This window comes from Acidimicrobiia bacterium, assembly GCA_018057765.1.
Classification (GTDB): Bacteria; Actinomycetota; Acidimicrobiia; order IMCC26256; family JAGPDB01; genus JAGPDB01.
In genome coordinates, this window is the sequence record JAGPDB010000002.1 from 54434 (window position 1) to 78165 (window position 23732).

Annotated in this window: 23 protein-coding genes and 3 tRNA genes; 3 read left to right on the forward strand and 23 right to left on the reverse strand. The window is 36.3% G+C overall.

Annotated features, from left to right (window positions below; all coding sequences use genetic code 11):
• Nucleotides 1-264: 264 nt before the first annotated feature.
• Nucleotides 265-1851 (forward strand): hypothetical protein, encoded by a 1587-nt coding sequence (locus KBF89_01610; protein MBP9115026.1) that lies wholly within the window; start codon nucleotides 265-267, stop codon nucleotides 1849-1851.
• On the opposite strand, the gene KBF89_01615 is transcribed toward KBF89_01610, so the two are convergent.
• The 5 genes from KBF89_01615 to KBF89_01635 form a co-directional block, all read right to left on the reverse strand.
• Nucleotides 1835-2722 carry a hypothetical protein gene (locus tag KBF89_01615; GenBank protein MBP9115027.1) on the reverse strand — a complete coding sequence of 296 codons (888 nt, stop codon included), beginning with the start codon at nucleotides 2720-2722 and terminating at the stop codon, nucleotides 1835-1837. The two genes, KBF89_01610 and KBF89_01615, sit on opposite strands and share 17 nt — an antisense overlap.
• A 21-nt stretch (nucleotides 2723-2743) precedes the next feature.
• A tRNA-Met gene (locus KBF89_01620) sits at nucleotides 2744-2820 on the reverse strand.
• 278 nt (nucleotides 2821-3098) lie between these two features.
• Nucleotides 3099-3428, reverse strand: a complete 330-nt coding sequence (locus tag KBF89_01625) for a hypothetical protein (protein ID MBP9115028.1) — start codon at nucleotides 3426-3428, stop codon at nucleotides 3099-3101.
• 168 nt (nucleotides 3429-3596) lie between these two features.
• Nucleotides 3597-3672: transfer RNA gene (locus KBF89_01630), tRNA-Thr, on the reverse strand.
• A 61-nt stretch (nucleotides 3673-3733) separates the two neighbouring features.
• Nucleotides 3734-4228, reverse strand: a complete 495-nt coding sequence (locus KBF89_01635; protein MBP9115029.1) for a hypothetical protein — start codon at nucleotides 4226-4228, stop codon at nucleotides 3734-3736.
• Between the two features lie 153 nt (nucleotides 4229-4381).
• Between KBF89_01635 and KBF89_01640 the strand changes: the two genes are divergently transcribed.
• Entirely contained in the window at nucleotides 4382-6100 is a 1719-nt protein-coding gene (locus tag KBF89_01640) for a metallophosphoesterase (GenBank protein MBP9115030.1), read from the forward strand.
• A 10-nt stretch (nucleotides 6101-6110) separates the two neighbouring features.
• Here KBF89_01640 and KBF89_01645 read toward each other — a convergent pair whose 3' ends face one another.
• The 5 genes from KBF89_01645 to KBF89_01665 all read right to left on the reverse strand — a co-directional run bounded on the left by KBF89_01645 (nucleotide 6111) and on the right by KBF89_01665 (nucleotide 9891).
• Nucleotides 6111-6827 (reverse strand): sulfite exporter TauE/SafE family protein, encoded by a 717-nt coding sequence (locus tag KBF89_01645; protein MBP9115031.1) that lies wholly within the window; start codon nucleotides 6825-6827, stop codon nucleotides 6111-6113.
• 8 nt (nucleotides 6828-6835) lie between these two features.
• Nucleotides 6836-7972, reverse strand: coding sequence for a redoxin domain-containing protein (locus KBF89_01650; protein ID MBP9115032.1), 1137 nt, complete (start codon nucleotides 7970-7972; stop codon nucleotides 6836-6838).
• Nucleotides 7973-8412: 440 nt separating this feature from the next.
• Nucleotides 8413-9150 (reverse strand): hypothetical protein, encoded by a 738-nt coding sequence (locus KBF89_01655; GenBank protein ID MBP9115033.1) that lies wholly within the window; start codon nucleotides 9148-9150, stop codon nucleotides 8413-8415.
• A 3-nt stretch (nucleotides 9151-9153) separates the two neighbouring features.
• Nucleotides 9154-9615: a hypothetical protein gene (locus KBF89_01660; protein MBP9115034.1), complete on the reverse strand. Its 462-nt coding sequence runs from the start codon at nucleotides 9613-9615 to the stop codon at nucleotides 9154-9156.
• A 195-nt stretch (nucleotides 9616-9810) separates the two neighbouring features.
• A tRNA-Tyr gene (locus KBF89_01665) sits at nucleotides 9811-9891 on the reverse strand.
• A 112-nt stretch (nucleotides 9892-10003) separates the two neighbouring features.
• Between KBF89_01665 and KBF89_01670 the strand changes: the two genes are divergently transcribed.
• Nucleotides 10004-10495 (forward strand): YajQ family cyclic di-GMP-binding protein, encoded by a 492-nt coding sequence (locus tag KBF89_01670; GenBank protein ID MBP9115035.1) that lies wholly within the window; start codon nucleotides 10004-10006, stop codon nucleotides 10493-10495.
• 102 nt (nucleotides 10496-10597) lie between these two features.
• On the opposite strand, the gene KBF89_01675 is transcribed toward KBF89_01670, so the two are convergent.
• The 13 genes from KBF89_01675 to KBF89_01735 all read right to left on the reverse strand — a co-directional run bounded on the left by KBF89_01675 (nucleotide 10598) and on the right by KBF89_01735 (nucleotide 23637).
• Nucleotides 10598-11671, reverse strand: a complete 1074-nt coding sequence (locus KBF89_01675) for an SAM-dependent methyltransferase (protein ID MBP9115036.1) — start codon at nucleotides 11669-11671, stop codon at nucleotides 10598-10600.
• Nucleotides 11672-11723: 52 nt separating this feature from the next.
• Nucleotides 11724-13295, reverse strand: coding sequence for an NADH-quinone oxidoreductase subunit N (locus KBF89_01680; GenBank protein ID MBP9115037.1), 1572 nt, complete (start codon nucleotides 13293-13295; stop codon nucleotides 11724-11726).
• Nucleotides 13296-13298: 3 nt separating this feature from the next.
• Nucleotides 13299-14759: an NADH-quinone oxidoreductase subunit M gene (locus KBF89_01685; GenBank protein ID MBP9115038.1), complete on the reverse strand. Its 1461-nt coding sequence runs from the start codon at nucleotides 14757-14759 to the stop codon at nucleotides 13299-13301.
• A 73-nt stretch (nucleotides 14760-14832) separates the two neighbouring features.
• Nucleotides 14833-16977: an NADH-quinone oxidoreductase subunit L gene (nuoL, locus tag KBF89_01690; GenBank protein MBP9115039.1), complete on the reverse strand. Its 2145-nt coding sequence runs from the start codon at nucleotides 16975-16977 to the stop codon at nucleotides 14833-14835.
• Between the two features lie 2 nt (nucleotides 16978-16979).
• Complete coding sequence (gene nuoK, locus KBF89_01695) at nucleotides 16980-17279, reverse strand: NADH-quinone oxidoreductase subunit NuoK (GenBank protein MBP9115040.1); 300 nt, start codon at nucleotides 17277-17279, stop codon at nucleotides 16980-16982.
• Nucleotide 17280: 1 nt separating this feature from the next.
• Nucleotides 17281-17799, reverse strand: a complete 519-nt coding sequence (locus KBF89_01700) for an NADH-quinone oxidoreductase subunit J (GenBank protein MBP9115041.1) — start codon at nucleotides 17797-17799, stop codon at nucleotides 17281-17283.
• Nucleotides 17796-18311, reverse strand: a complete 516-nt coding sequence (locus KBF89_01705; protein ID MBP9115042.1) for an NADH-quinone oxidoreductase subunit I — start codon at nucleotides 18309-18311, stop codon at nucleotides 17796-17798. Before KBF89_01705 ends, KBF89_01700 begins: the two co-directional genes overlap by 4 nt.
• 13 nt (nucleotides 18312-18324) lie before the next feature.
• Nucleotides 18325-19371: an NADH-quinone oxidoreductase subunit H gene (locus KBF89_01710; protein ID MBP9115043.1), complete on the reverse strand. Its 1047-nt coding sequence runs from the start codon at nucleotides 19369-19371 to the stop codon at nucleotides 18325-18327.
• Nucleotides 19368-20525: an NADH-quinone oxidoreductase subunit D gene (locus KBF89_01715; GenBank protein MBP9115044.1), complete on the reverse strand. Its 1158-nt coding sequence runs from the start codon at nucleotides 20523-20525 to the stop codon at nucleotides 19368-19370. The genes KBF89_01710 and KBF89_01715 overlap by 4 nt, the downstream gene beginning before the upstream one ends.
• A gap of 20 nt (nucleotides 20526-20545) precedes the next feature.
• Entirely contained in the window at nucleotides 20546-21232 is a 687-nt protein-coding gene (locus KBF89_01720; protein ID MBP9115045.1) for an NADH-quinone oxidoreductase subunit C, read from the reverse strand.
• A complete protein-coding gene (locus tag KBF89_01725) occupies nucleotides 21229-21858 on the reverse strand; it encodes an NADH-quinone oxidoreductase subunit B (protein ID MBP9115046.1) in 630 nt (209 codons plus the stop codon). Before KBF89_01725 ends, KBF89_01720 begins: the two co-directional genes overlap by 4 nt.
• Nucleotides 21849-22211 carry an NADH-quinone oxidoreductase subunit A gene (ndhC, locus tag KBF89_01730; GenBank protein MBP9115047.1) on the reverse strand — a complete coding sequence of 121 codons (363 nt, stop codon included), beginning with the start codon at nucleotides 22209-22211 and terminating at the stop codon, nucleotides 21849-21851. Before ndhC ends, KBF89_01725 begins: the two co-directional genes overlap by 10 nt.
• Before the next feature lie 208 nt (nucleotides 22212-22419).
• Entirely contained in the window at nucleotides 22420-23637 is a 1218-nt protein-coding gene (locus KBF89_01735; protein ID MBP9115048.1) for a hypothetical protein, read from the reverse strand.
• Nucleotides 23638-23732: the final 95 nt, after the last annotated feature.

Sequence of the window (23732 nt, forward strand, 5' to 3'; positions counted from 1 at the left end):
GATATTATTTCGATGGTGCAAGTACTTTAGTTAAAGATAATATTGCTTTCTCGGCAAAAGAATTTTTTATAATAGTCTCAACTGTTTGCCTATTCTTAAGTTTTCAAATTTTTCGTAATCGCGATATTTTTATCTAACAATTTCGTAATATGCGTGATATAACATAAATATCATCTATATAAATTCTAAATGGTTCATATAACCTATAAATGTTTCTATAACTAATACCGAGAGTATTTATAGAGATAATTTAATAGGAGTAAAATGAAGATTCCATCAGGGAAATTAAAGCAAATAATAGCAATTGTATCGTTGGCAATAATTGTACAAGTAAGTTTTATCTCTTCATCATTTGCAGATAGCCTGAACTCTCCGCAAGGTACATCTGGTGATTTGTCTTTAAGCATTACTGCCGTTGCGAAAGAACGCGCGTTTGCAGTAACGGTTTGTAATAATGGAACTGATCCAATCACCAGTATAGATCTTGATATATCCTCAACAAATTATACGTTCGATAATCAATTAGTTTTACCTTTAGGTCTTGCAAACAATAACGCAAGTGATCTTGGAACATATGATGCAGAAACTGGAATATGGCAGGGTGTAATAAACCCAGCAGGCTATGAGAATCCTGGTGATCCTTTAGAGTGCATAGCAATTGGCTATACAGGTATCGTAACTGGTCAAGTTGGTCAAACAATTACATTTACAGCATCAATTATTTCAAGTGTATTAGGTGACTCAACATCAAACATTGACCCAAATAATAATAACGATTCAGATACTTATACAACGGCTCCAATAGTTCTTGATCCCGATTTAGCATTAGAAACTCGTCTCTTAACTACTGGTGAGATAACAGCTGGATCACCAGTTAGTTTCGGTCTTAAAGTAACAAATAATGGTTTAGGAGATTATATAGACGATCAAATTGGAATACCATTTGGAGTATATTTTATAATCCCAAATGGATCTACTTTTGTTGATGTTACTGATGCCGACTTAACAGACAATGTGACAATTACCCCTGGTGACTGTGCCGAGGTATCAAATGATGTATCCACTAGTCTTCCAGCATTCGCTAGTTACCATGGCGCGTTATTAGGTTGCCAGTTGATACCAACAAGTGGCGTCATTGCACCGGGTGAAAGTTTTGAATTAAATTTCAATATGACAGCGAGCGGTCCTTTCTCAACGGGAAACACTCAAGCCATTGCTATTATCACTGCAAACGATGTAGACAATATTCTATTGCAAGCTACTATGTTTACACCGAGTACCGATCCTTTTAATATAGTTAACGACAATGTAAGCGTACTCACTTATGATGGTAATGCTCTTGCAGTAACTATCAATCCTTGTAATGGAACCAATACAGTCGTAAATGTAAACGACGCATGTTTCAAAGTAACATTCAATAAAAAGATTGTTGATGAATCATTTACTCAAGATGACTTAGTACTTACAGGTGGTGGAACAATATATGAGTTCACTAAAACTAGTGCTAACGAATGGACTGTAAGAATGAATGGATTACCTGTTAATGAAAATGTAACACTCTCTTTAGATATTGCAAGCGTACAAGATTATTCTGCTGTACTTAATCAAACTGAAGTTTTGGGTATCAACCAAGTTCGTTATGAAGTCCTAAGTGATGTTGTTCCCAATGCAGCACCTACAGGCACAAGTAATGGTACTGTAAGCGGCTCGGTGTCAGGATCATTACCTCAAACTGGTTTCAATGATGCTATCTACCAATTTGCTTTAGTATTAATGCTACTTGGATCAATCCTAACTTTTAGTTCAAAACGCAGTTTTAATGCCACGAATTTAATTAGATTAAGCGACTAATATTTTCTCTTATTCTATTTACGTCGAGTCTGATCCCATCATTATTACCCATGAATGTAATTTTCTCGTCAGCTATTGCTTTTAGGTTCGAAGTATCTCTAAGCGTATAGTATGCAAATGTTTCGGCAAAATCTTCTATACAATTAGTAGCACCATATTCGCTTACGAAATCTTTTTCTCGACCAGGATAATATTCTCCAAAGTTTTGTGAATCGGGATTAGCATTTAAACTCGACCAAAATTTTTCATAGTAAAGATTTATATAACTTTGATCTAATGCACAACCTTCAGAAATCAATAAGTCAGGACAACTACCTGTTACTCGCCCATTAACTTGCGTTGGATTTAATGAGAATATATGAGCATATTCATGAACCATAGTATAAATCAAATCGGCTTTTTCACTAATGAACGCAAGATTCACGCTAAGGTCCCATTTATTTGGATCGGTTTCGTTTGCTCCAACACCAGCATCAATATCACTTGTTGAATCATTATAGAAATCTACCTTAGCCATATATTTTGAAATAAATTCATCACCAGCTATTGCTTTGTAATATTTCCACGCTTTTATTTGGTCTGGGTCTGTCGGTGTGGGGCTAAGGTCACTACCAACTACTTTGAAAGTACCTTCTATTTGTGAGTCTATTTCTGCATCACGAAAACCAGAAATAGGTTTATCTTTAGAAGAATTATCTATTCGAGATTTTGAATCTTGAAAATAAGTGTCAAATTTCTTAGTACTAACTTTATTCTTAATATTTACAGTTCTATAAATTATATATCCACCAACTGCTAATGAAAAATATACGAAAACAATAGAGGAAATAAAGAATACCCAGAAAACCTGTTTATGGATAAAATTTTTCATTGATATATTCTAATTATTAATTGGTAGCGAGGGCGGGACTCGAACCCGCGACCTCACGATTATGAGACGTGCGCTCTAACCGCCTGAGCTACCCCGCCGCTACCGGCTTAAAGACTAGCAAATATTCATTTGTTTGCACCAAATGAAATATAAATTTTGACTTTTTCACAAAATTTTTCTTGAGCTTGCTAATATCGACACAAACCTTATTCAACTCAAAAGTTCCTTTGTATACTCACATATAGCCGTCATAGCATTATTTAATGATGGTGACGATAATTTACATTGTTGTAGATATAACGGAATTCGAAACAATAATATTGGTTTTAGAACGTAAGCCTTGTTCTAAGTTACTAATTTCTAGCCAGTAAAATTCTTAATGAGAAGACATATATGACGAGACAGTTGCAATTATGAAGGCTACTGTCAACAAGGCATTAATAATGAGTGCAGCCATCGCAAATTTTTGATTCTTCTTTTTCGCATTAAAGGCAATAGCTGTTCCGATTGCGGCAACGAAAGCAATAAACAAAAATGCTAAATATAGATTTCCAAGACCACGCAAATCAACACAATTTGGTTGGCCTTCACACGCTAGAGGCTTGCGGCCATTTTTTTCTATTTGTCCATATATCCACAGGATAAGAAAAGTTGCTGGCACCAATACTACTGACCAGAGTGCCATATTATTTTTATTTTTCTCCATACAATTAGGTTAGTGCGGATTTGTTATAAATTGTTGACTATTTAGCATATAGCAGTTGGGGTGTGAATATGAAAGCAAGTTCCTCACTCTCCTCTTGAGAGTTCGGCTACCAGAGTCGAACTGGTGACCTCATCCTGATCATGAACACTGTCGCTCGAAAAGCGCAATTGGAGCCTCCTACCAGAGTCGAACTGGTGACCTCATCCTTACCATGGATGCGCTCTGCCAACTGAGCTAAGGAGGCGAAGCAACAATAATACTAGAAAAACTTAAAGTATCAAGATCTCTGAAAAGTGTCTATTTTTTTAATTTACTGTAAAGCTAGTACTCATACCATTTTCATAATGACCAATTAGATTACAGAATACAACATATTTTCCGGGCTTTAAATTTACAGCAAGATTTTTAGTAACACCTCTGGTTATACCTTCTATCTCGTCTATAAACTCAACACCCTTACCATCGAAATTTAAAGTAACTAGGCCATCTTTATCAACCGGCAATGCCCTTTCATCGAGATCAGTTTTGGCTACAACTATTTCGTGTTCAATCTTTCCTTCATTCGTGCTAACAAAAGTGATATCTCCAGCTGATGCAGTATTTGAATCTAGATCAAATGAAAATTCATTGAGCAAAGCATTGATTTGAGTGCCTTTAATTTTATCCGATCTAGTTAGGAGCGAATCCTCTTTTGTATCTTTACTTTCTTTGTTTTTCTCGTCATTTTCGTTAGAGTTACAAGAAGCCAGTAAAACTAGAGATAACAGCGAAATAAGCATAATTGATAGTATACGTTTCATATTTTCCTTTACTAGAAATATTTAGTTAGGTCAACCTTACTATCTATAATTAAATTAAAACAAACTCGGACAGTATAAAACTTGTAAATGTACGTAAATTTCACCATATGCTAAGATGAACTAACAATAACTGTTATCAATTCAAGGAAGAAAATGGTTTCTAATCGTCGTAAATTCATGACTAAAGCTTTTATTCCACTAGTTGGAATTCTTGGTGGTGGAGCTGCGCTAAATATCGTACAACCAAGCCAGACCATAAGAGTAACTGCAGTGAACGTTGATATAACGACTTCTATCGGAAATTCCGTAACACTTTTTGGTGATGATATTGCAGATACAACTGGAATAGGAGCTACTGTTAAAGTTGGAACAATTAATAACGATCAATACCCTCAAGCATTCAGTGATTTTAGAGTAGTATTCGCACCAACATCAGCGAATAAGCCTCCCAACAAAGATGAGACATTAAGCAGAATTAATGATTTATATCAAGGAAAAGCTTTATGGCTTTTAATAAAACTAGCTGGGGAAAATATTGCAATATTTGCAGTTGGATATGCAAGTGCCGATGCGTTGAGACGTAATGGTGTAAAAAATATTAAGAAGATGCTTGTCGATTCCCTTGAGAAAAATCCAATTTATTATAATTCACGTTTAGATGAAAAGCCGTTTGGACATGAAGCTATCTATATTATTAATCACTTGCGAGAATTTCTCAATGAACATATAGAAGGAAGACCAAATAGCTCCCAGAAACTTTTTAATACATTAGTATGCGGTGCTACAGTTTGCGTATTAATTTTAGGTGGTAACGCTTATCAACTTTCTAACGCTACAGATACTACTCATAAAATCGAAGGTGCTGTTAGATCTCCAATTAATAAATATCTTGTGTCCAACACATCAACAGCGGCAGCGGATTTAAGTGATGTCACTGAAAATGTTGGAGATAATTTAATTCGAATCACAGATATAAATAGTGATCTTAGAGAAGCCAAGAAAGCAATTGATGCAAATGAAGCAAATGAAGTAAATACATTTACATTACTTGTAACTTCTGACTCTCACAATTTACCTGTAGTTCCAACCACAACAGAAGCAATAGCACGTGCAAGTAGAGCTGACGCCATTATTGGATTGGGCGATTGGCTTAATACTGGGAAAGGGCCAGAAAAAGATGCACTCGGCGGTTTACCTATCGGGGAAACAAAATTTAGCGGCTACGACGATATTTTGACTTGTGTTGGATATGACGCCGAAAGAAATTGTATCAAAGAAGGTGCGCAGTTCCCTTTTTACGGCCTAACGGGAAACCACGATACAAAAGATTTAATGGAAGTATTAAACAAACTTGGGGTAAAAGACCTCACGAAAGAAAGGCCTGATTTTTTACCTAATGTATTTGCTTTAAACGACGCATGCTACGTGGATGGAAATGACTGTGGTGGGAACTACCACCAGAATGAAAAAGTATATGCTGAAGCTGCATTAGTAAAATTCAAAGAAAAATATAGTGGAAAAAATGCTGTAAATAAACCAAGGATTGGATTTTTTGCTAGTGAAGACGCAGCCAAGGTATTTATTGGTGAAATAGATACAATCATACATGGTGGTGCTCATGTGTTCAAAGCATACGAAAAGAATAATTCAAAAGTAATAAGTATAGGCTCAATCGGCAAAGGGTTCCCTAGAGGTGCACCATATGCCAATGCTGCTTTATTAGAGATTGCTTCAACACCGGGTGGTGCTATTAAAGAAATTGATGGCTATAAAGTTGCGCTACCTGACAGAATGAATGTATTAGATTGCAAATCACTTCAATGGGATCCATACCAAATTCGTACAGAAGCTTTAGCACCCTGTTTCCCTTAGTAAATCAATTTTAAGAAAACCATCCAGCAATTGTACTTGTTACAAGATCATATTGATTTGTGACTAACAACAATCCTAATATTATCAATAACGCGCCGGTATATTTTTCTACCTTCTGAGCAATATTTGCCAACTTTCCTATGAGCGAAGGGTAAGATGCTAGTAGTAAAGACACAACTAAGAAAGGTATTCCTATACCTAAAGCATATACGAATAAATAGATTGATCCTTCAAGTACTTGTCCAGAGCGAGAAGCTATTGCCAAGGCTGATCCTAATAAAGGACCAACGCAAGGTGACCATGCTGCGCCAAAAGCAATACCTAAAATAAATGGGCGCAATAATTTTAACTTTGGTGACAATTTTGGAAGTGATGTAATTAATCTTTTTTCACGACCGAACACTTTTTTGAAGAGACCTAGTAATGCTAGTCCCATAATAATTATGATGACTCCACCAACTATTTTTATGACTTCTTGAGCATCGCCTTTCGCAATACCTAATGCGCCAACGAGTGCACCAAGCGATGTGAATACAGCAGCGAAACCTGCAATGAAAATCAGAGTTGGGATAACTGGAGTTTTTGGCTTCTTACCTTCAGCTTGTTTCTCAGAGACATCGCCAGCAATCATACCCATGTATGCAGGAACTAAGGGAACGACACAGGGGGCTAAAAAACTAGCGATGCCGGCCCCTAGTTCTGCAAATATAATTGATGTTTCTAACATTGTTTAACCTAACTTCCAAATGTGAATGAATATAGTGCTATATTTTTTTGTTGAGCGCTGAAAGTTAAGATACCTTGGGTTATTTTTTTAGCATTAATGATATTTACTAAATCTGGTGAAGATACTTCGACACAAGTATCACCGTTACTCTCAACTTTTATATCTTTACCACGCATGTTTTTTGGAATAGGCTTACCATCAAGTTCGACTTTAAGCTTTGCAACTTGCGATTTATCTGCATTAATATTTTCAGCTACTAAGTTAACTTCAGCAGCTTTAAAATTAAGCAACATTTTCGAACCAACTTCTTGGAGTACAGTTCGGTCAAGTTGAGAATCTATATTTCCAAAGTATGTAATATTATTAAGAGTTGGTTTTACTTCTTTTTCAACTTTAGTTATGCCAGAGTTTATATTTGACTTTCCACGGACTGGATTTAAATATAATTCTGGTGTTATATCTTCATTAGAAGTTGTTTCTTTTGCTCCTGGGAAAATTGCCCGTGGTGAGTCTTTATCTACACCAAGCAATGCTCTAACAACATCTTCTGTTTCTTCGTATCGACCCTCTCCAAAATGCTCGTAACGTAATTGTCCTTTTTTATCTGTAATATATTTTGCCGGCCAAAATTCATTCTCAAAGTTATCCCAGTTACTCATATTGTCATCAAATAATACCGGCCAATTAACCTTATATTTTTTTGCAGCTTTTTCAACATTAGAATGTATTTTCTCAAAATCAAATTCAGGAGAATGAACACCAAGAATAATGAGGCCGTCTTTTTCATAGCGGTCATATATTGCGCGTAAGTATGGAAGTGTTCTTTGACAATTGATACAAGAATAGGTCCAAAAATCATATATCACTACAGAACTATTTATTTTTTCTTGACTAATACCTTCAGTATTTAACCAACCTAATGAGTCATCAATATTAGGAACTTTAGTTTTAATCACTTCTAGATTATTAGCATCAACTTTTGGAAGAACATCTTCAGACTTTACATTTCGCGAAAAGATAACAGCAAATGATCCCGCTATTAATACAGCGACAAGAATAGAAATTGGGATGATGTTGAATTTCTTCTTATTATTCGAGGCTGTTGCGGGATTTGTAGTTCTTGTGTCTTTATTTTCTGCAGTCATATTGTATTTACGTTTCAGCTACTCACACTGGATTAAATATGACGATACGACAGGGTCCGTCCCTGCAATAACTGGACATTTTGACTATATTTGACAGAGTCCGTCCCTGAAGAGCTAGTGATCGTTGGTTAAAATATTCGTTCTATATCGCTCTATATAATTAGTATTTTCCGTTGTTTTTGTAAAGTTTAATTGTAAATTAGAAACATATGTACGAAGTAAAATGCTTGTCAAATATGTCGTACACATTCAAATAAATTTCTTCAACAAATACTTTGTGACAATTAACCCACAACACGATATAAAGTAGGTTCAAATTCATAAACCGAGGTCGCAGATCTTGTATTGCAACAACTCATATAAAACACCAACTGATTCTTAATGATACGAACTGGGTGATTAGCACAATATATATATTAAGAATTACTATTGAACTTCTACTATGTATTACTCGCTTTGCTCAGATGATCAGATGCTCCTAAATATAGGGGTGGAAATTTTGCGTTTAAAGTTTTATCAATATTTATCAAAGGGATAATACTATTTTCTAATAATGAATTCAAAATATTTACTGGGAGTATATCGTCGGTATGTAGGTTCAATGCAATAGCTTCTATATTTCCATTCACCACTTCTACAATTTTATCTATTACATCATCTTCATTGTGAGTATCAAAATATTGTTTATCAATGCCACGACAAGAAAGAGCCAAAGGTACGCCAGTTGAATATTTAATCTCCATAATTGACTCTAATGCAATGTGCTCATTTATCCAATGTGGTTCTATTACAAGATCTGATGAATATGGTTTAAATTCTAGTTCTGAAGTGTAGCTGTGAAGTAAGCATTTCTCAGCACCAAAGTTTTTTATGATTTCTGTAGCTAATGAAATTAATTTTTTACTTTTAATATCCAAAACTAAAAATATATTTGCTGACTTCATCTCATTCAGTACTATATCAAGTTCGAGATTATTTGGTGCTTGTATGTTCATAAATTCATAAAATGAAAGTGGATGACCAATATATGGCTTTCCATTTTTATCAATAGATAAATCTATTTCTAAGCTTTTCTTTGCCTGCTTCGCTCTATCTAAAATTTCTCGATTTAGTACACGTGTATGAAAATACGTAAAAGATTTTTGTTTACTTATGATCTCATTAATAGGGTTTGTCATTATTCACCTTATATAGGTGCCACTATCACAAACAACCAAAGTGTTAACATCTTCGAGCACTCCTTTAGCGCTTGCTGTATCTCCTACGTTTAATGATGGTATTTTTATTGCATCTTTATCACAGTTAGACATGCCAGGTGATAGATAAAGTGTATAACTTATATTATTTGAAAGAATATTGATTATACCGCTACTATCTGTTTGTAATGGCTTCAAATCAATTAAAGTTACTTTACCGATTATCTCTAATTCTTTTCCAAGCGATGGATCTAAATGAGGGTTATCAGCAGTATTTATTGGCGCACTAGAGTAGAAACTTATTTTTGTAGTCGTTGTGGAATTTTTTATCGCTGTTTTTGATTTCGTTTGAGATTCATTTTCATTATTAGAAACTAGAAAAAGAACGATAAACATTATAGATACAACAATAATTGCAGCAGCTAAAAAGAGAATTCTTTTCTTCATAGATTTATCTTAGTGTCCATTATGAAGAGAACAAAGTATCACGCCAACACTTCAGTGGATACATCACACTGAAATAAAAAATACAGAGAGTGGGCCAAGCGGGTTTCCATAGGGAAACCCGGTAACAAACTTAAATCGTCGAATCGCGCCAACACTTCAGTGGATACATCACACTGAAATAAAAAATACAGAGAGTGGGCCGGGTAGGATTCGAACCTACGTAGCTCTCGCAGCAGATTTACAGTCTGCCCCCTTTGGCCGCTCAGGTACCGACCCTCTGTAAGGTTTACAGGTTATCAAATATATGTATGTATCGCTCGAGTCGTAGAGGTGAATTTGTGGTGATTGTTGTTTAGACTCTAGTATTCAAGTTATATAAGGAGAAGATATGCCAAGTTTTGATGTTGTTAGCGAAGTTGATATTCAAGAGGTAAGAAATGCTGTCGATCAAACTGCTCGAGAAGTCGGTACTAGGTTTGATTTTAAAGGTACCGAATCAAAAATCGAGTTTGATGGAAAAGGTGAAATATCAATTAATTCTGTATCTGAAGATAGAGTTAAAGCTATAATTCAAATCTTAGAAGAGAAGTTTGTAAAACGCCATGTTTCATTAAAATCGCTAGACCACCAGAATGGTGAAGAAGCTGCAGGTGCTCGTTGGAAACAAATTACTAAATTAGTTCAAGGTCTGACTACTGAAAAAGCAAAAGAAATAGGAAAATATATAAAAGAAAATGGTACAAAAGGATTGCAACACCAAATCCAAGGCGATCAACTTCGTATTACTGGTAAAAAGCGTGACGATTTACAGAATGCCATTGCAATGTTAAAAGAACATGATTTTGGAATTCCTTTACAATTTGAAAACTTTAGAGATTAACTTATTGCAGCAATGTCCTAATTTGGCAAGGACGGACCCTGCAAACCCTGAAAACTACGGCAAACCTTTTGCAAGATTAGCCACATTTTAATCAAAGTATCTCTATACTTGGCGAACAGCACTGAGCACCTGAAAAGAACCCAATCCATTTTCATCTAAAAGTACTTCTCTTTCATTCATGAAACTTTTGGACATATCAACATCAGATCCATGAGTTGAAAATTGAATTAGTTGATCATATGAACTCTGGTGTTTCTGTGGAACACAAAATAAATCAATATCATTATCATTCAACCATTGGTTTTGTGTTTGTATCTTTATTTTGGAGAAACCTTCTCTATCAAGTAATACGTATAAATCATTACTTGTAACATCACAAGTGATGTCTCCTTTCTTGCCCTTTACTATTGCATTTAATACATTGTCAACGCCAACTATTCTTTGATTACTGGAATACATCCTTAACCAATTCTCATCTGCCATATCAGGTATTGCTTTAATATAATCAAAAAATAATAATTGTAAATCAGTTACATTCATTGTGGCCTGCATAAGTTCATCTATCCACGAAGCTAAACCAACGTGTAAAGGTATTCTAAAATCTCCAATATTATGTGCAACATTAGATCGTGAAAGGTTATCTATATCTCCCGATATTCCAAAAAATGCTGCATACGCTGGTTTGTCAAGATAATCTGGCTCAAAGTTTGAATACACTTCGCTAACCTTGCCGATATTAAAAATTAGATTATCTAAAAGTTCATTTGCAATTACTAAGGTAGGCTTGTCACACTCTGGAATAGTTCCATGGACTGACCAAGAGAATTTAGGTGACAATTTACTTAATTTTTCAGTTACAGCTGCTCTATGTTTCGCAGATATATCAACAAGATAAAATTCTATTTCACTTGCGTTTTTCATATTAGCCCTAGAAATAGATGCAGCCAATGAGCCCGGCCCACAACCAGCATCAATAACTATTGCCCCACTTGGATTTTTTAGATTATCATACCAATCATCAATATAATCAGCAAGGACACGACCAAACAAGTCGCCAACTTCTGGTGACGTTAAAAAATCTTTAGTACGCCCCGAACCTCCACCTTTAGTATAAAAACCATCGTCACCGTAAAGTACCTCTTGCATATAATCTGCAAAATTATTTTCAATGTCCATTTACAAAGTCTAATGTGAATAACAAGGCCTGTAAGGACAGTCCCTCTATCCTCTATTTTACTAGGACTATTAATTCACCGACTCTGGCAATAATTCCGGGAAAGAAACCGAGCAAAATTGTAACTCCAGCACATAATACTATCGCTACTCGAAGTGCTGGAGTTATTACGACAGTAGATTTTTTATCAGCCAACAAAAGAGATCCTTCACTCGTCTCTGGCTGATCAAATAAATCTAATTCAGCTGGGTCTTCAAGCCACATGCGCTTTATAATTCCTGCATAATATGTAAATGCAACAACTGAAGTTACAGCTGCAACAATAGCGAGAGTAATAGAAGCTACAGAATTGATTTCCAATGCTGCTTTAAACATCACAAATTTTGCAAACCAACCAGCCAAAGGTGGAACACCAGCTAAAGAAAATAAGAAAATTGTCAACATTAGAGACAAGAAAGGTTCACGTCTTCCTAGACCATTATATTTTGCTATATCGCCAGAATTAATTCGTCGAGAAATTGCAATAATGCTCGCAAAGGCTCCTAAGTTAGCGAATAAATAAATCGCTAAATAAATATAAGTTGATTGAACTGCGCTGTTAAAAAATTCATTAGTTCCCAAGGTCGACGTTTTTGAATTATCGCCATAACCCAATAAAGCAATTGGCAATAAAATAAATCCACCTTGAGCAATTGAGGAATACGCTAACATGCGAACAATATTTGTTTGTTTTAATGCAGCAAAGTTTCCGATAATTAAAGATGCTACAACCATTACTGACAGTATTGGCATCCAAATTTCTCTTTCATTTAAAAATGCATACTGGCCTAAAGCTAAGATACCGACAAAACCAGCACCCTTTGAAAGTACACTTAAAAATGCAGTAACTGGTGTAGGTGCCCCTTCATATACATCTGGTGTCCATTGATGAAAAGGAACTGAAGAAATTTTGAAAGCAAAACCAATTACGGTAAAGATCACTGCTAAGTGAGCCAAAATAGGGATGTTGTTGCCATAAAAATATTTTTGAATATCAACAAATTTTGTTGAACCTACAAAACCAACGACAAAGCTCATCCCATAGAGCATTATTGCAGAACTCATAACACCAATTAAATAATATTTTATTCCAGCCTCATTAGATTTAAGATCACGTTTTCGCCAAGATGCCAAGACGAATGTTGGAATAGTAACAGTCTCGATAGAAACAAATAGAGAGATCAAATCTCGCGACGATGAAAGGGTGCTCATACCCAATACTGACATTGTAAGCAAGAACCAAAACTCGGCCTGGAAATAATCTCCTTCGCGAATATAATCCCCACTTAGTAGCACGGAAATATACGCACCAACTAAAAAGAATGCTTTAAAAGCCAGCGCTTGATTATCAACAATGTACGAACCGCCAAACATTGATCTGTTTGTTCCATCAATAGCTAAAGTTATTACTGGAATCAATGCCACTAAAAAAGTTAATGCAGCTATATTTGATGTTTTCCATGATGAACGTTTCTTTAAGAAAAGATCAGCAATCAAAATTGTTAATGCACCAATTATAATAACGACTTCTGGCGCAAATGCGTGCCAGTCAATCATTGGCGATTTCTGTATAACTATAGCTAACATTATTTATGCTCCAAAAAGTGCAGCAACTGGTGTTGCGAAATATTTGAATAGTAAATCTGGATAAACACCAAATATAAAAATTGGTATCAATATTGGGGTCCAAGCAAGCCATTCACTTATATGAACGTCATGGATTTCTTTATCTTTAAACTCGTCATTAACTTCACCAAATGCAACTCTTTGGAACATCCACAATAAATAGGCGGCAGCTAGAACTGTACCAACGGCAGCAACGACCATGTAGAACCTAAATAGAGGAACACTTAAACCAGGAGCAGGACTAAAGGCACTCAATACTGCTGGAAATTCTCCCCAGAAGCCAGCCAAGCCAGGAAGGCCAAGTGAAGCCATACAGCAAAGACCGAACAACCAACCCATCTTTGGAATTTGTTTTAGCATACCACCAAGTCGTGACATTTCACGTGTGTGATATCTGTGTTGAACAGAACCACCAATAAAAAACAACATACCAGTAATTAGACCGTGTGCAAACATTCCAAACAAGGCTGCATTCATACCGAATTCAGTTCCTGTTGAAATAGCCAACATAACAAAACCCATATGGGCAACTGAAGAAAATGCAATCAAACGTTTCATATCGCTTTGTGCCAAACAACATAGGGAACCATATATAATACCTATCACTGCCAGACCACCGATATATGGTGACCATGAAGTAAATGCCTTTGGCAATATTGGAATAGCGATCTTAATAAAACCGTATGTACCAAGCTTTAGCAAAATAGCAGCAAGTATAACTGAACCCTGTGTTGGAGCTTCAGTATGAGCATCTGGTAGCCAAGTATGAAACGGGAACATAGGCACTTTAATCGCAAAACCAAGGAACAATCCGCCAAATATTATTAAGCCAGTAGTCTTTGCAATATTTAGCTGACCTGATTGGGCCATTGCTGTCAATTCTGGAATTGAGAAGGTATGGCCTCCCTTAAAGAATAGCGCTAAGAAACCTAGAAGCATCATGGCAGAACCGAATAGTGTGAACAAGAAAAATTTGAGTGAGGCGTATTTACGATTCGAACCACCCCAAACACCAATTAGAAAGAACATTGGAAGTAAAACGATTTCGAAGAAAACAAAGAATAAGATTAGATCTTGAGCGACGAAAGTACCGTTCATTCCGACTTCTAATAAAAGTGTCATTGCTAGAAATGCTTTTGGAGTCCGCGGGTCTGGGAAATGATCCCAAGAATATATGATTACAGATAAGGTAATAAGCATTGAAAGAATCAGCATTGGCAAACCAATACCATCTAGTCCAATTTCGTAGCGAGCATTAATAAGTGGTATCCACGCTTTATTTCGACCGAACTGTAAGCCTTCTTGGCCAATATTATATCTCACTAATATAGCTATACCTACACCTAGAGTTGCTATTGCTGTACCTAAAGCAATGGATTTAGCCACCACCTCATTTTTTTTAGGTGTCAGTAAAACACCTACCATTCCAGCTAGTGGAATGAATACTGCCAATGTGAGAGAGATTTTGTCGAAGTTCACTTTATCTCTACCTTTCTTATTATCTACTTATAAAAATTATTATTGCACTTAAAACTAATACACCACTAAATAAAAATATTGCATAACGTTGTAGTTTTCCGCTTTGAACTTTTGTTAAAACCGAACCTGTTCCTTGAGAAGTTGAAGCTAAACCATTTACGATCCCGTCAACACCTTTTTGATCAATTTTCTCGTAAGTAAACGTACCAATTTTTGCAGTAATTTTACCTACGCCATTAACAAAAGCGTTAATTATATTGTCGTTAGTCCAAAGAACAGCATTAGAGATTTGCTTTTTAAGTCCACCAACAATTATGTCAGTGTAAAGAACATCTAAGAAATATTTCTTTTCTAAAAATGTGTATCCTGCCTTAGCGATTTTGCTTTTTTTAGTTAAATCAATAAAGCCGATTTTTTTCCAATAGTAAAGATAAGTAACTAAAATACCAAACAGTCCACATGCAGTAGCAATACCAGCATCTATCCAAGAAAATTCAGCATGAGATATAAACGCACCTGCACCTTGGACTAATCCCTCTAATGGAAACGCTCCTTTAGGTTCAACCCATTCTTTAAATTTCTCAATACCAAACGGTGTAGCATTTAATAGTCCTGCAAAAATTGAGAATATCGCCAAGATTATTAAAGGAATTGTTATAGCTTTAGGCGATTCGTGCGGGTGATGATGTCCTCTATATTCACCGAAGAAAGTTAGATAAACACAACGTGTCATATATGCAGCGGTCAATATAGCACCTGCTAGACCAACATAAACGAAAAATTGATAACCATTATGGCCAACGTTTGCCAAGATTTCATCTTTTGACCAGAAACCAGCAAATGGGAATATGCCAGCAAGCGCTGCAGTACCAATCATGAAAGTAGTAAAAGTTACTGGCATCAATTTACGAAGCCCACCCATATCTTTTTTCATTTCAAAAGAATGATGAGATCCACTATGTGCGACAGATCCTGCGCCTAAGAATAATAAAGCTTTGAAAAATGCGTGTGTAAATAGATGGAATACTGCAGCTACCCAAGCGCCAGATCCAAGCGCCATAACCATATAGCCAAGTTGTGAAATTGTTGAATATGCCAATACTTTTTTGATATCACTTTGCACAAAGGCCAAAACAGCACCAGCGATAATAGTTATACCACCAATAAGAATCATAGGATTCAAACCAGTTTCACCAATATTGAAACCTTCCCAAAAGATAGGAAAAACGCGAGCACCAAGATAAACACCAGCAACAACCATAGTTGCAGCATGGATAAGCGCAGAAACAGGAGTTGGACCAGCCATAGCATCAGGCAGCCAAGTATGTAGAGGAAATTGTCCCGACTTGCCCATGATACCTAGCAATAGGGCAAGAGCCGTCATAAGTATTAATGTGTGACCAACTTTTCCAGAAAGGGCAGCATTATTAATTGAAAGAATTGAGAAAGATCCAGAACCAGTTGCACGTTGCACGATAAAGAATGTCATTACAACACCAGTTAATAACCCAATATCACCAAAACGAGTAGTGAAGAAAGCTTTTAGGGCAGCATTTGAATTTTCTTTTTCTTCCCACCAATGCCCAATGAGCATAAATGAACATAGTCCAACGAGTTCCCAACCGAGCAACAATTGCAAAGTATTACTTGCAACTATAAGCATCATCATTGAAGCTGTAAAAAGAGATAGCGCTGCATAATAATGCGTATATCTAATATCACCTTTTAAATATTCAGTCGAATAGATATGTACGAGTGTAGAAATTACACCTACAACAATTAACATCATTACTGCAAGGCCATCAATCTGAGTACCAGCTTCTAGTTTTAAAACACCAAAACGTAACCAAGTATAAGCCTGACCATAAACTTTTGACTCGTCAGCAAAATTTATCCATTGATAAGCAGCCATTATTGCATAAGCTAAAACAGCTACCAATGCAGTAATGCCAATTTCATGCCCTCCTTTTGGAAGTTTCTTACCAAAAAATAAAATCAAAAAGAAACTAACGAGAGGAATTAAAACTATCAGCCAAGCATGTGTTAAAAACCAAGGACCTTGTGAACTTAATGAAGTAATCTTTTCACCTAAGTGATGTGCGCCTTCAGCTGACTCGCCTTCTCCACCTTGCAAAAGGTTAGTTAACAATATAGAACTAATCATTTTTAACCCTTCAACTTATCTAATTCATCAAGATTTGGAGATTTCTTGTTACGAGCAATAAGTAAAACTAAACCTAAGCCTACGCATATTTCAGCTGCAGCAATAGTAATTACAAATACTGCAAAAGTATTACCAACAACGTTTTGTGAAAATTGTGAAAAAGCAATAAGGTTTAAGTTCACTGCATTAAGCATCAACTCAATACTCATTAAGACCAAGATTCCATTCTTTCTTGCAATAATCCCATACATCCCACAAGAAAAAAGAAACGCGCTAACTATTAAAATCATATTAATTTGCATCTCAGTCCTTCCTCGCTAAAACAACCGCGCCAATTAAAGCTGCTAAAAGCAAAACTCCGACTAACTCAAAGGCAAAGACATTATCGAAAATGAGTGAATTGCTTAATGCATCCATACGGCCATTTGCTAAAGTACTATTCACACTTGTACCACTGATTGCAATTTTCTCCTTATTATCAAATGCCTTAATAATAAGAGTTGATATTAATGCGAATGTTGCTAACGATACTATATAAGCAGGTATACGATTTTTATTATCTAAATCTTCGTTATCTCCCATAGGTGAGCGAGTTAACATTATGCCGAATAGCAAAAGTACCATTACTGCACCTATGTAAATAAGTATCTGGACCCAAGCCAAAAATTCTGCAGCAATCAATAAATATATTCCAGCTATCGCACCCAAAACAGCTACTAAATATAATGCAGCATGGACAATATTTGGTGTACGTACAACTGCAAAGCCACCTACACAAGCAACAATGCTTAAGAGAACAAAAATTACATTCTGTACTATCATTTTTTCTTCTTTACTTTTGCAGGAATTGCGCCTGCTTCAAGAGGCTCTGGCTCAGGTATTGTATCCATCCAATCAAAAAGTGTTTGTTTTTGGTGCAACAAATTAGCAATACGAAATTCACTATATTCAAATTCTGGTGACCAAAAAAGTGCATCGAAAGGACAAACCTCAACACAGATTCCACAATACATACAAAGGCTATAGTCAATGTCGAAACGATCCAAAATATTAACGTTACGTTCTTTACCACCTTCACGTCGAGGTGGTGCTTTTGTTTTATGTCCTTCAATATAGATACACCAGTCTGGGCAAGATCTAGAACATAACATACAAGCTGTGCAGTTTTCTTCGGAAAGAGCAATAACACCACGCGCACGTGGGGCAACTTCTTCTTTTTCATGAGGATACTGAATAGTTACTGCAGGTTCCATCATTGTACGGAAAGGCACAGTTAAACCCTTGACCACACCTGGAATCTTTGGCTTTTTACTTTTTTTAGGTTTATCACTCATATAAATCCTTCCGTTAATTCCAGACCATGAAAGCACCAGTAACCAAAATATTTAATACTGATATTGGTATTAAATATTTCCATGCAAGGCTTTGAAGTTGGTCTTCTCTAAATCGCGGATAAGTAAATCGGGCCCAGAACATCAAAAATGCAATCAACATAATTTTTGTAAATAAAACTAGTGGTCCCAAAAATTTCATATAGCTAGCGTCGAGTGGCACTCCTGGTAGTGACCATCCACCTAAAAATAATGTTGCCGAAATTGCTGAGAATGCAAAAGCGGTACCAAATTCAGCCATGAAGAAGAATAAGAATCTAAAACCTGTGTACTCAACCATATAGCCACCAACGAGTTCTGACTCAGCTACAGGCATATCAAATGGAGGCTGTGTTAATTCTGCTTGTGAAGCAACCATGAACAATCCAAAACCAACAAACTGAGTTAAAATAAATGGATTACCTATTGCATGCAAACCAAAAATTGAACCTTCGTGTTGTGCTGCAACTATACCTTGTAAGTCTGCAGTACGTGCTTGCATAACAACACCTACAACAGCTAAAAGCAATGGAAGTTCATAGGCAATTAATTGAGCAGCAGCACGCAAAGCACCTAGTAAAGCAAACTTAGAAGCACTTGCCCACCCAGCCATCAAAACACCAATAACGCTTAATGATGAAACAGCCAGCGCATAAAAAACTCCAACATTTAAATTTCGTACTTGAAGATCAGGACCAACAGGAATAACGATATAAACCAAAAAGGTAGACATCAAAATAACAATAGGTGCCATTGCGAAAACTTTTTTATCAGCATCTTCTGGCATGATATCTTCTTTTTGCAAGAATTTTATACCGTCACCAACAAGTTGGAACCAACCATGAAATCCACCTGGGTCCATAGGACCTAAACGTGATTGCATATGACTCATCATTTTTAGAAGGAATACATAACCAAGAATTAAAGCACCTGCAGGGATAGTTCCTAAGACTATTGCAGTTTTAATTGCAGCTGTCCAGCCCCAACCTATCTCTAGAGCAAAAGTTACACCATGAGAAATCATCTGTCTATATCTCCCAAAATAAAATATAATGAGGCAAGAATTGTCACAATATCTGGAACATAAACACCTTTTAATAACCATGGGCAAATTGAAACATTAGAAAAAGATGCAGATCTTATTTTCACACGGAAAGGTCCCGTAGATCCTTTTGAATATATATAGTAACCCATTTGACCAAGAGGGTTTTCTGTTTCAACCCAAACTTCACCTTCTGGAACTTTAATAATCAATGGAACTTTGGTCATGATTGCACCACTTGGTAATTTGTCAATAAGTTGTCGAACCATATTTATTGATTCACGTGTTTCTTGCAAGCGCACCCAATAGCGAGAGAATGAATCTCCATCGGGATGAGTCCAAACTTTAAAATCTATATCGTCATAAGCTAAATATTTTTGTCCATCGCGACGTAAATCCCAATCAACACCGCTAGCTCGAATATTTGAACCACTAACTCCGTATTTCAAACCCATCTCTTTGGTTATGATTCCAACACCACGTGTGCGAGCTTGAAAAATCTCGTTTTCCATTACCAATCGTTCAAAATCATCAATAGATTTTTCACAAATATCCAAAACTCGTTTACACTCACTAGTCCAGCCCCATGGTAAGTCATTATATAGACCACCTATGCGGTTAAAGTTTGGATGAAAACGTCCACCAGTAACGGCTTCAATTAAGTTGACAACATATTCACGATCACGAAAACCATAAAATGCAGGTGTAATTGCACCGACTTGTAATCCCATCTCACCTAAAAATAATAGAAATGTAGAAATACGAGAAAGTTCTGTCAGTATTGTCCGCAAATATTCTGCACGTGGAGGGGCTTCTACTCCCAAAAGTTTTTCTGCGCCGTTAATAAATGGAACTTCATTTGCAAAGGAACTCAACCAGTCAATACGGTTAATTAAAGTAGTAATTTGTGGATATGTTCTGTATTCGGTGAGTTTTTCGTAACCTCTATGCATGTAACCAATAACAGGATCTGCAGCAATAACTCTTTCACCATCAAGTCGCACAACTAATCGCAAAGTACCATGAGTAGCTGGATGCTGTGGACCCATGTTTAGAATCATGTCGCCATTATCTAATTCTAGGTTTAATTTTGCATTAGAAATATCACCAAGTTGTGATGGGTCTACTTCAATCATATCTGAGGTGTTTTTAGTCATTATTCTTTAACCTCCGGCATAGCCTCAACATCTGTAAGGCCTGGCCATGGTTTTACAACTCGTGCAAGTAGTGGAAAATCTTTTCTTAAAGGAAAGCCTTCAAATTCACCTGGTAAATATAAATGTCGAATTTCGGGATGACCTATAAAATCTATACCGTACATTTCCCATGTTTCACGTTCGTGCCAATCTGCTCCAGGAAATACATCAACAAAAGATGCGACACTAAAATTCTTAGTGTCGTTAGGATCATCACAAACATCAACTTTGATTGTTATACCAAAATGTTTTGTTGTTGATTGTACATGTGAGAAAACTTGAAAACGAGTTTCTCCACCACCAACACCAACAGTTTGTTCTTTTGGTTGAGTCGGTTGTGCTGCTTCGCGATTAAAATCATCTTCGTTTACCGGCATCGGCATAAAATCTATTGCACTGACAAAAGACAAGAAGTCGCAATCTAATTCTTCGTTTGTTATCTTCGCGGCCTTTGCATAACCAGCTTTTGTAACACGAATGATCAAATCACCATGATTCGATTCAAGTTGTAATAATTCTTTACCGAAGGCTTCTTTAACAGATGCAATTAATGTTTCTGATGGAGCATTTGTAGCCGAAGTCTCAATAGAAGACTGAGAGACTGAGCCAGCTTGTCGAATCACGTCATCGGTAGAATCAACCATCATGCACCTGTCTTTGATGTAATCGCAACTGGAACTTCTTCTGTATTTTGATTGTATCGGGGTGTCGCAGCCGTTGCTACTGGCATAATTTTTCGTCCAGTAAATTCACCTAGTGTAGGCTTTCCTAAAAATCTATTCTGTAATTCGTCATTGTCAATACCTTCAAGTTGAATTCTCTCTTGCAACATTGTTACAGCCTGAATTAAAGCTTCTGGCCGAGGAGGGCATCCTGGTATATAAACATCGACTGGCAATATTTGGTCAATTCCTTTTGTGACGGAATACGAATCCCAATATGGACCACCGCTGTTAGCGCACGCACCCATTGAGATAACATATTTTGGATCAGGCATCTGTTCGTATAATCGAACAATTGCAGGAACCATTTTGTCTGTGACTGTACCAGATATCACAACCAAGTCAGCTTGACGAGGAGATGCTGGAAATGGAATTACTCCAATGCGCATCATGTCATATCGGGGTGATGCTAATGCCGCACCCATTTCTATTGCGCAACAAGCTAGCCCCCATTGAAACATCCACAGTGAATATTTTCTCGAATAATTCAATAACCAAGTTAACGGTTTGATCTTTTTGCCGTTTAGTAAACCTTTGTCGACTACGCCCATTTAAGTAATCCTTTGCGCCAGTCATACGCGAGACCAACAAATAATACGACTAGAAAAATCGCCATGGCATTAAAACCAAAAACACCAAGTCCTTCAACATTTAAAGCCCATGGAAAAACAAATATTGCTTCAACGTCGAAAATAACAAATAATAATGCAAATATATAATATCTAATATTGCTTTGGCCTAGACCACCAATTGGATCTGATCCTGATTCATAAACTTTATATTTTTGTTTTGCACTAACGTTAGGCCTTAGCAATTTCGCCATACCCAACATTGCGCCAACCATGCCCATTGCAGCAAACATAAATATAGCTACAGATAGATAGTTGCGGTAATATTCGGTCATGGGGTTCGAACTAATTTTACTTGTGGCTATATTAGCTATTGTGGCGATTTGATGATTGAAACTAAACATATCCGAATGTGAGTCTATTAGGTTTTAAGTACATTTTCAGAAAATAAGGGGTAATTTTTTAAAAAAAACAGTTACTAGATATCAACGTTTTAATTACACGAGATTTTCTACCAAGAAAGTTGTTTTAAAGGTTAAGCGTTTAATTGCTAAGTATTTGTTTTCCAAGAAAAGAATCTACATGTACGGTACTAATACATATACTAGGTGGTATTTGCGGATCTACCGTTGAAGGATCAGGTACGACTCCATCAAATGATGAAACGCGCTCACCAATGTCATCTATTTCTTTCGACACGTGACCTTCAGGAAAGCCATTTACGTCAAATCCAGTACCTATAATTGCACCATCGGTATCTACAACTTCCACTGTTGGCAGTTTAGAAGCAATTTTATGGTAGCTATCAAATAGTAGAGTTGCACTTGGACGATTTGGCACTAATCTTTGAGCTGAGATTGAACGTCTATTTTTTGCTTCTTTAATTAGATGAACAATACTACCCACTGTTATTGCACCCGCTGAAACTAAAGGTACATGCATGGATAAAGTACCCGCTTGGAGCCGCATTGCAGAGATTGCTGCACTCATAAAACAATAAGAAGTAATATAAATCGAGGAATGACTTAGATTTAATTTTGATTGGAACCTTTCAGACCCAGCTACGACTGTCTCAAGCAGACCGCCATGAATTTCTTTTGCAATTGTGGCAGATATATCCAAAGATTTCAAAAACCCACGTAATTCTCCTCTTGCAATTTTGTAATTAATATTAATATTTCCTCTTGTGGCACTCAATAAAACTTTAGATTCACGTTTAATTGAATCTCTAAAATCTGCTCTTTGTTTTTCGCTGCTATTTTTAATAGCAGCTCTAATTAACTGTGATGACTGATAAAAGCCACTAATTGCGCGTTTATAACTAGTATTTTGATACTTAGATAGAGAATCTGTGATTTTCTGAATCCTTTTATTATAATAACCCATTAGATCTTCGTCAGATATCCAACCCATATCGGCGATTTGTGCTATTTTCTCGCGATATGCCATATATAGATAGGTCGCGTTTTCATTCTTTGCTGGGTCAGCATCTGAGTTCATACTTGATTCAGACAATTCGCTTATTTGTCGGACTCCGATTAGATCAGCCATTTTCTTGGCTATAGCATCAAAAGTTTTAAGACTTTCCTGTAAATCAGTGATTAAACTTCTTCCGATTAGATCACTAGATACAAAATCCTTACAACAAGGATATCGCTGGATCAACAAATCTACAGATTGATTAGCATCATGACGGCTCGGAAAATCAAGTTGCTTAATTTGGTCATCATTGGCTGTAACGGGAATACCTGGTTGAGTCATGACAGGATATCAGCATGATCATACCTTTTGATACAATTTGCATTTATCAATAGATCATTTAAGAGCAAAGCAAAAATTATTGATACATTTAATAT

Excerpts from the sequence above, each read along its gene's own strand:
- KBF89_01655 (MBP9115033.1), bottom strand. The coding sequence starts at position 9,150 with ATGACAAACCCTATTAATGAGATCATAAGTAAACAAAAATCTTTTACG.
- KBF89_01720 (MBP9115045.1), bottom strand. The coding sequence starts at position 21,232 with ATGATGGTTGATTCTACCGATGACGTGATTCGACAAGCTGGCTCAGTC.
- KBF89_01660 (MBP9115034.1), bottom strand. The coding sequence starts at position 9,615 with ATGAAGAAAAGAATTCTCTTTTTAGCTGCTGCAATTATTGTTGTATCT.
- KBF89_01725 (MBP9115046.1), bottom strand. The coding sequence starts at position 21,858 with ATGGGCGTAGTCGACAAAGGTTTACTAAACGGCAAAAAGATCAAACCG.
- KBF89_01625 (MBP9115028.1), bottom strand. The coding sequence starts at position 3,428 with ATGGAGAAAAATAAAAATAATATGGCACTCTGGTCAGTAGTATTGGTG.
- ndhC (MBP9115047.1), bottom strand. The coding sequence starts at position 22,211 with ATGACCGAATATTACCGCAACTATCTATCTGTAGCTATATTTATGTTT.
- KBF89_01645 (MBP9115031.1), bottom strand. The coding sequence starts at position 6,827 with ATGTTAGAAACATCAATTATATTTGCAGAACTAGGGGCCGGCATCGCT.
- KBF89_01700 (MBP9115041.1), bottom strand. The coding sequence starts at position 17,799 with ATGATAGTACAGAATGTAATTTTTGTTCTCTTAAGCATTGTTGCTTGT.
- KBF89_01640 (MBP9115030.1), top strand. The coding sequence starts at position 4,382 with ATGGTTTCTAATCGTCGTAAATTCATGACTAAAGCTTTTATTCCACTA.
- KBF89_01710 (MBP9115043.1), bottom strand. The coding sequence starts at position 19,371 with ATGATTTCTCATGGTGTAACTTTTGCTCTAGAGATAGGTTGGGGCTGG.
- KBF89_01680 (MBP9115037.1), bottom strand. The coding sequence starts at position 13,295 with ATGTTAGCTATAGTTATACAGAAATCGCCAATGATTGACTGGCACGCA.
- KBF89_01675 (MBP9115036.1), bottom strand. The coding sequence starts at position 11,671 with ATGGACATTGAAAATAATTTTGCAGATTATATGCAAGAGGTACTTTAC.
- KBF89_01685 (MBP9115038.1), bottom strand. The coding sequence starts at position 14,759 with ATGGTAGGTGTTTTACTGACACCTAAAAAAAATGAGGTGGTGGCTAAA.
- nuoK (MBP9115040.1), bottom strand. The coding sequence starts at position 17,279 with ATGCAAATTAATATGATTTTAATAGTTAGCGCGTTTCTTTTTTCTTGT.
- KBF89_01615 (MBP9115027.1), bottom strand. The coding sequence starts at position 2,722 with ATGAAAAATTTTATCCATAAACAGGTTTTCTGGGTATTCTTTATTTCC.
- KBF89_01635 (MBP9115029.1), bottom strand. The coding sequence starts at position 4,228 with ATGAAACGTATACTATCAATTATGCTTATTTCGCTGTTATCTCTAGTT.
- KBF89_01715 (MBP9115044.1), bottom strand. The coding sequence starts at position 20,525 with ATGATTGAAGTAGACCCATCACAACTTGGTGATATTTCTAATGCAAAA.
- KBF89_01670 (MBP9115035.1), top strand. The coding sequence starts at position 10,004 with ATGCCAAGTTTTGATGTTGTTAGCGAAGTTGATATTCAAGAGGTAAGA.
- KBF89_01735 (MBP9115048.1), bottom strand. The coding sequence starts at position 23,637 with ATGACTCAACCAGGTATTCCCGTTACAGCCAATGATGACCAAATTAAG.
- KBF89_01650 (MBP9115032.1), bottom strand. The coding sequence starts at position 7,972 with ATGACTGCAGAAAATAAAGACACAAGAACTACAAATCCCGCAACAGCC.
- KBF89_01705 (MBP9115042.1), bottom strand. The coding sequence starts at position 18,311 with ATGAGTGATAAACCTAAAAAAAGTAAAAAGCCAAAGATTCCAGGTGTG.
- KBF89_01610 (MBP9115026.1), top strand. The coding sequence starts at position 265 with ATGAAGATTCCATCAGGGAAATTAAAGCAAATAATAGCAATTGTATCG.
- nuoL (MBP9115039.1), bottom strand. The coding sequence starts at position 16,977 with ATGATTAGTTCTATATTGTTAACTAACCTTTTGCAAGGTGGAGAAGGC.